Raw genomic sequence first — 9,052 nt, forward strand, 5'->3', positions numbered from 1 at the left:
CGACCGGGTGCTGGTGGTGGCGTGGCGGGCCGTGGCGGAGTTCGCGGGGAACCCGAACTGGATTGCGGTCGGCCTCGCGGTGTCCGTCGCCGTGATCATGCTGGGGGGCGCCCGTCTGTGGCCGGCCGTCCCGTTCTCCCTCGTCGCCGTCGTCGCGGCCACGGTCGTCGCCCAGGCCGCGGACCTCGACGCGGCGCCCATCGGTGACCTCCCGTCCGGACTGTCCGCGCCCTCGCTCGGCTTCCTCGACCCCGGCGCGCTCGGCTCCCTGCTCGCCCCGGCCGTGGCCGTGGCGGCGCTCGCGGCCCTGGAGTCCCTGCTGTCGGCCTCGGTGGCGGACGGCATGACGGTGGGGCGGCGGCACGACCCCGACCGTGAACTGTTCGGCCAGGGGCTGGCCAATCTCGCGGCCCCGCTGTTCGGCGGGGTGCCCGCGACCGGAGCGATAGCGCGGACCGCCGTCAACGTCCGTACGGGCGCCGGTTCCCGGCTGGCTGCCCTGACCCATGCCGCGATCCTCGCCGTGATCGTCTTCGCGGCGGCACCCCTGGTGGCGAGGATCCCGCTGGCGGCCCTGGCCGGGGTGCTGCTGGCGACCGCGGTCCGCATGGTCGAGGTCGGTTCGCTGCGGGCGATGGCCCGCGCGACCCGCTCGGACGCGTTGATCCTCGTCCTCACCGCGGTCGCGACGCTCGCCCTGGACCTCGTGTACGCGGTGATCATCGGGCTGGCGGTGGCGGGAGCGCTCGCCCTGCGCGCCGTCGCCAAGCAGGCCCGTCTGGACCGGGTGCCGCTCGACCGGGGCGACCACAGCGCCGAGGAGCACGCCCTGCTCGCCGAGCACATCGTCGCGTACCGCATCGACGGGCCGCTGTTCTTCGCCGCCGCGCACCGCTTCCTGCTGGAGCTGACCGAGGTGGCCGACGTACGGGTCGTCATCCTGCGCATGTCCCGCGTGTCCACGATGGACGCCACGGGTGCCCTCGTGCTGAAGGACGCGGTGGAGAGGCTGACGCGGCGCGGCATCCTCGTCCTGGCCTCCGGGATACGGCCCGGTCAGCGCCGGGTCCTGGACTCCGTCGGCGCGCTGGAGCCGCTGCGGCACGACGGCCGGGAGTACGCCTCCACCCCGGAGGCGATCCGAGCGGCCCGCCACCACCTGGAGACGGCCGGGATCCTTCCCGCCGACACGGGCCAGGGACGGGCGGTACGGGGATGACCACGCGACTGGAGGCGCTGCCGCACCGGCACGTGCTCACCCTCCCGACCATGCCGGCCGCCGTACGCCTGGCCCGGGAGACCGCCGAGCAGGCCCTGACCGAATGGGGTATCGGGCTGCGGCACCCCACCGTGGACCCGGCCTTGCTGATCCTCGGCGAGCTGGTGGCCAACAGTGTCCGGCACGCCGCCCTTCTGTCACCACAGCTGACCGTGATCTACGCGGCGGACCGGGACCGGCTGGCCCTCGCCGTCCACGACCGCCACCCGTACCAACCCCCGCTGTACGGCGCTCTCGCCGGCAACGGCAGCGGAGGGCTGGCCACCGTCATGGAACTGACGCTCGGCCTGGGCGGCACCGCCGTCATCGACCCGGACACCGACGGGAACGGCAAGAGCATATGGATCACCCTGCCCCTGTGAGCGTGGTGCGAGGAGTCGGCGTCGCCGCGTCCGGCTGCTCTGTTTCTTCCCCACGGTTTCGGCGTGGTCGGCGCGGCAGGCGAGGATGGACCGCATGTTCCTGAGGAGTGAGTGGATGCGACCCGCCGCGCCCCTGCCGGTGAGACCGTGCGGATGCGTCGAGGAGGCGACGGCACGATGAGTACGCCGCTGTACCAACTGAAGGCCGAGTTCTTCAAGACGCTGGGCCACCCGGCCCGCATCCGGGTCCTGGAACTGCTGAGCGAGCGTGAGCACGCCGTCGCGGAGATGCTGCCCGAGGTGGGCATCGAGCCCGCCCATCTGTCCCAGCAGCTCGCGGTGCTGCGCCGCGCCAACCTGGTCAAGAACCGCAAGGAGGGCTCGACGGTGTACTACTCGCTGACCAGCCCCGACGTCGCCGAACTGCTGCGGGTGGCACGGACCATCCTCTCCGGGGTGCTCGCCGGGCAGGCCGAACTGCTGGCCGACCTCCAGGCCGCGCAGAGCGAGGGAAAACCACCCTCGTGACAGCGGTCTCGCCGTCGTGAACCGTGGAACGGAGGCGGGACGGAGCAGCCGGGGTCGGCCCGAAGGTGGGCGGGCGTCCACGCGGGCACCGTTTCGCGGGGGTCAGGGGGCCGTCGGCGGTCCCGTCTCACTGCTCCGCGGGGACGATGCGGCGCCCCGTGACACGTGTGGGGCGGATCGCCACCCACATCTCCCGGACGCCTCCGGCCCAGGGCGTGGAGTGGGCGGCCTCCACCAGCCGACGCACCTCGTCGGGTTCGGTGACCACCCGCGCGGTTCCGACGGCGAGGACGCTCCAGCCCTGGCTCATCGCCTCGTCCACATGGTCGACCTCGAAGGCCACCTCCGACCCGACAGCCGCCGCCGGGACCGACTCCGGCGCGGTCCGGAACGCGATCGTGTCGCCGACGACCTCGTAGTTCACCGGGACCACCGCCGGGCCCCTCGCCGACGAGACCGCCACCCGGCCCACACCGTGGGTGGACAGCAGGGCACGGCACTCGTCGGGGTCGAGGTCCACCAGCCGGGGGTGCGGGAGCGCCTGGCCCTGGCCGGGCGGCGAATCGACGCCGGCGCCGCGCAGGGCGGCGACGGTCGTGTCCAGGGCGTCGGCCAGGCCGATGAGGCTGGCCTTGGTCGGGTCGGCCGGCTGTTCCTCCAGGTAGGCCAGGTACTCCGGTGCCATTCCGGCACGGCGGGCCGCCTCTTCGCGGGTCAGCCCCCGGCGGAGGCGTTCGGCCGCGACACGGCGGCCGATGTCACCGGGGTTGGGCGGCATGCCCGACGGGGCCTCGGGAGCGCCCGTGCCGGCGCGCGGCTCATGCATGGGCGGCGCGGGCGACCGGGACGGCTCTCGTCCGCCGCCGGGCCGGTGTTCGATGTGGTGGACGTGTGCGTCCGGGCCGGGGAAGACGAGGGTCACCTCGTCCGTGTCCGACCAGCGCACGTCGTAGGGGGGTGTCCCGTCCTCGTGGTGGAGTCCGACGATCTCGCCGTCGCGCCGGGTGGCGCCGGTGGTGGTGCTCTCGACCACGAGTTGGTCACCGAGTTGAGCTCGCATGATGGCCGCCGTTTCGTCGTATGCCGGTGTGTTCGGCCCGGCCCGCCCATACCCTCGGCAGGGCGGGCGGCCCCGCCGTGCGGACGGACGTAACCGTCGTCACCCTGTCGGCGGTTGATCGGGCAGCGGCCAGCCGGTCTCCGGCAGGTCGCCGCGCCCGGTCCCGGCCGCGCCCACGCTCTCGATGTCCTGGGCGGCGACGCGCACCAGTTGCCGGCCAAGGTCGTGCAGGGCCCTGCCCGCCGCGAGCTCGTCACCGATCTCCGGCACGTCCATGTCGTCGGGGCTGCGATGGGCCACGCCGTGTCCGACGAGCTCCGTGGTCCCGGTGTCGAGCATCACGCGCGCCTTCGTCGTCCCCTCCTCCTCGAAGAGATGGAGACGGACTTTCCATTCCACGGTATGGGCCATCACGGTCCTCCTCATCTCGGTGCGGGGCGCTCGGAGGCGGTCGCCCGCTCCGTGCGCTCACGCGGGTCGGCGGCGGACGGGCCCAGGAGGTGGTCAGCGAGCGCGGCGCGGGACCTCCTCGGCAAGTGCGGTCAACCGCCGCCCTCACCGTCTCCAGCATCGGCGCGCCGCGCGACGGCGGCCACTCGCGTGCAGGTGGCAGGCTGCTGCCCCCGGTTTCTCACGCCCGGACGGTTGCTGCGTGACCTGCACGAGCGCCTTCGCTGACAACGACAGCAACTTCGGCAGCGGGGTCAACGCGGCGAACAACTGGAACTTCACCGCCGCCGACGTATGCGTTCAGGAACTCGCCGTGGTTTCCGCCCTGAGTGACTGGACCGGCGATCACAAGAACAACTGCTCCCACGGCAACGTCATCGACCACTCCGGCGCCGCACTGCCGCCCGGTCGCTGACAGCACCCCATCACCGAGCTCCGCCCCGACGCGACCATGGATCCGTCCCGCGGTCGCGCCACGACGGCCGGGACACGATGACCACGCCCACCACAGCGTCGCCGCTACCCACTGGACCGCCGACGAGCCGGCGGTGAACGGTCCCCCGCCTCCGCCGCAGGGCGCGTCCGCCGTCTCCGTGCGTCCCGCAGCCGTCCCCGTGGCAGGGACTGACGACCCCGCCGGTCTGCCTCTTCGGCCCATGCCGGAAGCAGGGCCGGCGACGACAGTGAGAGTGAGCACCGCAGGCGCGGGGGTCAGGCCCGTGCCCGGTGATCGCAAGGAAGCGGGTGACCGTGATGCTCCGGTACGGCCACGATCTCGGCGGGTGGGGCTGGTTCGTCATGTCGGCGGGCACGATCCTCTTCTGGGCCGCGCTGATCGCCCTCGGTGTGCTTCTGTTCCGGTCCCTGTCCGCATCGGCCGGGGCGGACAGGGAGGCGGGCACGTCGACCGGTGGCCCGCGACCCGGCCTTTCCCCCGAGCAACTCCTCGCCGAGCGCTTCGCCTGTGGCGACATCGACGAGGACGAGTACCGCCGACGCCTGACCGTCCTGCGATCGGGAACGACCGCCCCGTCCGGCAAAACCTGATATCCGGCACGAGTCGCGCCGACCGGCCGGAGAACGGGAACGGGAACTGGGGGGCATGAACAACGGCGTGGGCATCGGGTCGGCATCGGTATCGGTATCGGTATCGGCGTCAGCGCCCGCCTCGGCTGCGCGAGCCGCGCGCCCGCGTGGAACAGTGGGGAGCAGCCACGTCACCCATCCCCACCTCGGCCGGTCGGCACTGGAGGGAAGCAGCTGTGGTGCCCGTACACGCACTCGACGAGAAGACCGTGACAGCCCTGGCGGAGGATGCCGCGGCGGCTCCGTCCATGCACAACGCCCAGCCTTGGGAGTTCCGCTTCGTCCGCGGCGACGGCGCCTTCCATGTGCGGGCGGACCTCGACCGCGCGATGCCGAGGACGGACCCGACGACCCGGGCCCTTCACCTGGGCTGCGCCGCCGCCCTGTTCAATCTGCGTGTCGCCGCCGCCCACGCGGGCTGGACCCCGGTCACTGAGCTGCTGCCCGACCCCTCGGACCCCCGGTTGCTCGCGGTCGTACGGCTCACCGGCCAGGCCCCGACCGAGGGCGACCTGGCCCCGCTGTACCCGGCGATCCACCGTCGCCGCACCAGCAGGCAGCCGTTCTCCGACGAGGCGGTGCCCGACGCCATCAGGGACGGCCTCAGCGCCGCCGCCCTGCTGGAGGGGGCGCGGCTCGCGTTCCCCGACATCTGGCACGTACAGACCCTCCTGGACTCGGTCCGGGACGCCGAGGGGCGTGACGCGCAGGACCCGGCGGCGGAGGAGGAACTGAAGCGCTGGGTGCGCACGGGCACGGACGCGGCGCGCACGGCGGGCGACGGGGTACCTGACTATGCCTTCGGCCCGCTCAAACAGCACGGCGGGGCGCCCGTACGCGACTTCGCCGGCCGGCAGCCGCTTCCCGGCCGTGAGACCGCGGTATTCGAGAGCGCGCCCCAGCTCGCCGTCCTGGGCACCAGGGACGACCGGCCGAGGGACTGGCTGGTGGCGGGGCAGGCCATGGAACGCGTCCTGCTCCAGGCCACTCTCGACGGGCTGGCCACCTCCCTCACCTCCCAGGCCCTCGAACGGCCCGAACTCCGCTGGATCACCCGCGACCCAAAGTCCGCAATGGGTTTCGTGCAGATGGTCATCCGGCTCGGCTACGGCCCCTCGGGCCCGGCGACCCCGCGCCGCCCGGTGGCCGAGGTGCTCACCATCGACTGAGGCGGACCTACCACCGGACGCGCGGACGTGCCACCGGACGCGCGGACGTGCCACCGGACGCGCGGACGACGGCACCATCACGCGCACGTGGCGCCACCCAGCGCCCGCCATCACGGAAGGCTGCTCGGCCCACCGCCCTGCCCTCTCAGCCCATGTGCGCGTGTCGGCCCCTGACCGGAAGCTGGAGTGGAGGCCCCGCACAGGGCATCTGATCTCGCCACCGCCGGGACTCCCGGAAGTGACCGTCACCGAACGACGAAGGGATCGGTCCACATGAGCACGGAGTTCATCGCGTCCCCTCACCCCGCCCGACTGAGCGCGCGGCTCGACACCCCGCTCTCGCGGTGGCTGTGGCTGGTGAAGTGGCTGTTGGCGTTCCCCCACTACGTCGTCCTGATGTTCCTCTGGATGGCGTTCACGGTGGTCGGTGTCGTCGCGTTCTTCGCGATCCTGTTCACCGGCCGCTACCCCCGGTCGTTGTTCGACTTCAACGTCGGTGTCCTGCGCTGGAGTTGGCGGGTCGCGTACTACGCGTACGGCGGCCTGGGCACGGACCGCTACCCGCCGTTCACCCTCGCCGACGTCCCCGACTATCCGACCCACTGGGACGTGGCGTACCCGGAGCAGCTCTCGCGTGGTCTGGTCCTGGTGAAGTGGTGGCTGCTGGCGATCCCGCACTATCTGGTGCTGGGGTTCCTGCTGGGCGGCGTACGGATGGTGTGGTTCTCGGGAGGGCTCATCGGGCTGCTGGTGCTGTTCGCCGGCATCGCGCTGGCCGCGACGGACCGGTATCCGCGCGGCCTCTTCGACCTGGTGATAGGGCTGAACCGCTGGGTGCTGCGGGTGGCCGCCTATGTCGCCCTGCTCACGGATGTGTATCCGCCCTTCCGGCTCGACCAGGGCGGCGAGGAGCCCGCACCGCGTCCTTGACCTCAGCCGTGCGCCGCTCCACGAGGGACCTGGGTCCCGTACGCGGGCCCGATCGGCCTCTGTCCGGGGCGGTGGGCGCGGCAGAGGCTGGGTGGCGCCGCAGAACTCCCACCCAGCCTCTGAAGGGCGGACTGTGATGGAACCGACGACGGCTGCCCCGGGCGTACCGGGGGCGCGGAACGGCTCCGGGCAAGGGACCGGCGTGGGGCGCCGGTACGGAGAGGTCGTCCTCGGTATCGACGCGCGGGACCCTGTCGGGAGCGCGGTCGACTTCGCCTTCGACTGTGCCCTGGCGCGAGGGGTGCGTCTCCGTGCCGTGCACGCCTGGGCGCTTCCCGCGAGCGCCGCCGAGTGGCCGTTCACCGTACCGGAGAGGGACCGCGCGACATGGGAGGACCACGAGGTGCAGCTCCTGGCCGACGCGCTGCGTCCGTGGCGCGAACGGTATCCGGACGTTCCGGTGCTCGAGGACGTTGTCCTGCTGCCCCCGGTCCATGCGCTGGCCCACCACGCCGCCGGGGCCGCGCTGGTCGTGGTGGGGAGCGCGCCCGGTTCGCGTTCCCGTGCGACCGTGCACGCCTTGCTGAACGAGGCGGTGTGCCCGGTGGCGGTGGTCCCGGACGACTCGCGGACGTGACGTCGAGAGCGTCGAGGCGGGCCGGCGGCGAGCACACCCATCGCCGGCCGACCCTTGAACCCTCGTACCGCGACCGCGCCGCGCACGACGCGTGGGCGACCGTGCGGCGGCCCGCAGTCCTCAGCGTTCGCAGCTGTCCTTCAGGTCGTTGACGTCCCCCGTGCAGGTGTCGGTGCCGGCGTCTCCGAAGGAGCGGTCGTTGCCGGCCGAGAAGTCACCGGCGTCCAGGCGGTCGTCGCCGTCCCTGCCGAACATGACGTCGTCCCCGGCGCCACCGGTGATGTTGTCGACCCCGGCCCCACCGAAGACGGTGTCGTGTCCGGCCTGACCGTTGAGGAAGGTCCTCGCGGTGGCCCTGTAGTCGATCGTGATGATGTCGTCGCCCGAGCCCCCGCTGATGTCGGCGGGCATACTGCCGGTCACGAGGACGATGTCGCCGAGGTCCCCCATGTCGAGCGTGAGGGTGCGGTTGCCGTACGGGCAGGTGACGGTGTCGCGGTCGACCTGGGTGCAGCCGGATCCCGCGGTGACGGCGTCGCCGCCGTCGCTGATGGTCACGGTGCTGCCGGACCGGGTGACGGAGAGGTCGTTCGCCTTTCCGGCCACGGCGTTGACGTGGATGCGGACCGAGTCCACCCGTACTCCGGTCGCGGCATGGGCCTGCCCCGTCGACAGCACCGTGGCCGCGCCGAGTGCCAGGGCCGTGACACCGGCCTGCATCGCGTTGCGCATGGAGATCTTCAATGCTCCTCCTGTTCCCCCTGATGAACCTGGGCTGGTCCAGCCGTGAACCATCCTGGGCGGGAGCGGGGGGCGACACATGGGGGTCCAGCCCCCAATTAGCGGGCCTGCGACACGCCCCCTCCATGCCTCCTCAATGACCCCGAGTTCCATCCCTCCGAGTCCCTGAATCACCAAAACGGAGTTGTACGTTCTTTAAATTCTGTACATACTCCGGAGCGTGAGTGAGCCACTGCGCCGCAACCGTGACTTCGTCCTGCTCTGGAGCGCCACCCTGTCCTCGACGCTGGGCGCCCAGGTCGCCTCGGTCGCCTATCCCCTGCTGGCACTCCAACTGACCGGCTCGGCCGTACACGCCGGTCTGATCGGTTCCGCGGCGATGGCCGCCGGTATCGCGCTGCGCCTGCCCGCGGGCGCTCTGGTCGACCGGTGGGACCGACGGCGCACGATGCTCGTCTGCGATCTGGTGCGAGCCGCCCTCGTCGCCACCACGGTCACCGGTTCGCTGCTCGGGTTCCTCGACTGGCGGATGCTGCTGGGCGTGGCGGTGGTCAGCGGTGTCTGCGGGGTGTTCTTCGAGCCCGCGGAGACAGCGCTGCTACGGCGCGTCGTCCCCGCCGAGCACCTGCCCCAGGCCCTCGCGCACAACGAGGCACGTCAGTACGGAGCCACGATCGCCGGACCCCCACTGGGCGGCCTGCTGTTCAACCTGGGGCGGACGGTTCCCCTCGCCGGCGAACTCCTGGCCCATCTACTGTCCTTCGCCGCGGTCCTCGCCGTGAAGTCCCCGACCGCGGCGAAGGACAGTAG

12 protein-coding genes are annotated in these 9,052 nt (G+C 72.2%); 9 read left to right on the forward strand and 3 right to left on the reverse strand.

Annotation, left to right across the window (positions count from 1 at the left end):
* The 3 genes from AOK23_RS26905 to AOK23_RS26915 all read left to right on the forward strand — a co-directional run.
* The coding region (locus AOK23_RS26905; protein ID WP_240496570.1) for a SulP family inorganic anion transporter at positions 1-1,219 on the forward strand (1,219 nt) is incomplete at its 5' end.
* On the forward strand, positions 1,216-1,641 hold the full coding sequence (locus AOK23_RS26910) for an ATP-binding protein (RefSeq protein WP_055715213.1): 426 nt from the start codon (positions 1,216-1,218) through the stop codon (positions 1,639-1,641). The genes AOK23_RS26905 and AOK23_RS26910, both read left to right, overlap by 4 nt.
* Before the next feature lie 177 nt (positions 1,642-1,818).
* The gene (locus AOK23_RS26915; RefSeq protein ID WP_055542578.1) at positions 1,819-2,169 is read left to right on the forward strand and encodes an ArsR/SmtB family transcription factor; all 351 of its coding nucleotides are present in this window, start codon (positions 1,819-1,821) and stop codon (positions 2,167-2,169) included.
* Between the two features lie 127 nt (positions 2,170-2,296).
* Here the strand turns inward: AOK23_RS26915 and AOK23_RS26920 are convergent, their stop codons facing one another.
* A complete protein-coding gene (locus AOK23_RS26920) occupies positions 2,297-3,229 on the reverse strand; it encodes a pyridoxamine 5'-phosphate oxidase family protein (protein ID WP_055715214.1) in 933 nt (310 codons plus the stop codon).
* A 99-nt stretch (positions 3,230-3,328) separates the two neighbouring features.
* Complete coding sequence (locus AOK23_RS26925; protein WP_055715215.1) at positions 3,329-3,640, reverse strand: DUF1876 domain-containing protein; 312 nt, start codon at positions 3,638-3,640, stop codon at positions 3,329-3,331.
* A gap of 241 nt (positions 3,641-3,881) precedes the next feature.
* Here AOK23_RS26925 and AOK23_RS26930 point away from each other — a divergent pair, with 241 nt between their 5' ends.
* The 5 genes from AOK23_RS26930 (at position 3,882) to AOK23_RS26950 (ending at position 7,501) form a co-directional block, all read left to right on the forward strand.
* Positions 3,882-4,094: a hypothetical protein gene (locus AOK23_RS26930; protein ID WP_055715216.1), complete on the forward strand. Its 213-nt coding sequence runs from the start codon at positions 3,882-3,884 to the stop codon at positions 4,092-4,094.
* 338 nt (positions 4,095-4,432) lie between these two features.
* Complete coding sequence (locus AOK23_RS26935) at positions 4,433-4,726, forward strand: SHOCT domain-containing protein (RefSeq protein ID WP_055715220.1); 294 nt, start codon at positions 4,433-4,435, stop codon at positions 4,724-4,726.
* Between the two features lie 218 nt (positions 4,727-4,944).
* On the forward strand, positions 4,945-5,934 hold the full coding sequence (locus AOK23_RS26940) for an Acg family FMN-binding oxidoreductase (protein ID WP_055715221.1): 990 nt from the start codon (positions 4,945-4,947) through the stop codon (positions 5,932-5,934).
* Between the two features lie 273 nt (positions 5,935-6,207).
* Positions 6,208-6,864 (forward strand): DUF4389 domain-containing protein, encoded by a 657-nt coding sequence (locus tag AOK23_RS26945; protein ID WP_055715217.1) that lies wholly within the window; start codon positions 6,208-6,210, stop codon positions 6,862-6,864.
* A gap of 202 nt (positions 6,865-7,066) precedes the next feature.
* Positions 7,067-7,501 (forward strand): universal stress protein, encoded by a 435-nt coding sequence (locus AOK23_RS26950; RefSeq protein ID WP_055715218.1) that lies wholly within the window; start codon positions 7,067-7,069, stop codon positions 7,499-7,501.
* Positions 7,502-7,621: 120 nt separating this feature from the next.
* Here AOK23_RS26950 and AOK23_RS48980 read toward each other — a convergent pair whose 3' ends face one another.
* Positions 7,622-8,245: a calcium-binding protein gene (locus AOK23_RS48980; RefSeq protein WP_055715219.1), complete on the reverse strand. Its 624-nt coding sequence runs from the start codon at positions 8,243-8,245 to the stop codon at positions 7,622-7,624.
* A 217-nt stretch (positions 8,246-8,462) separates the two neighbouring features.
* On the opposite strand from AOK23_RS48980, the gene AOK23_RS26960 reads away from it, so the two are divergent.
* Positions 8,463-9,052: MFS transporter (locus tag AOK23_RS26960; RefSeq protein WP_169800336.1), on the forward strand; the 590-nt coding region annotated here is incomplete at its 3' end.

The organism is Streptomyces torulosus (assembly GCF_001419765.1).
In the GTDB taxonomy this organism is placed as follows: Bacteria; Actinomycetota; Actinomycetes; order Streptomycetales; family Streptomycetaceae; genus Streptomyces; species Streptomyces torulosus.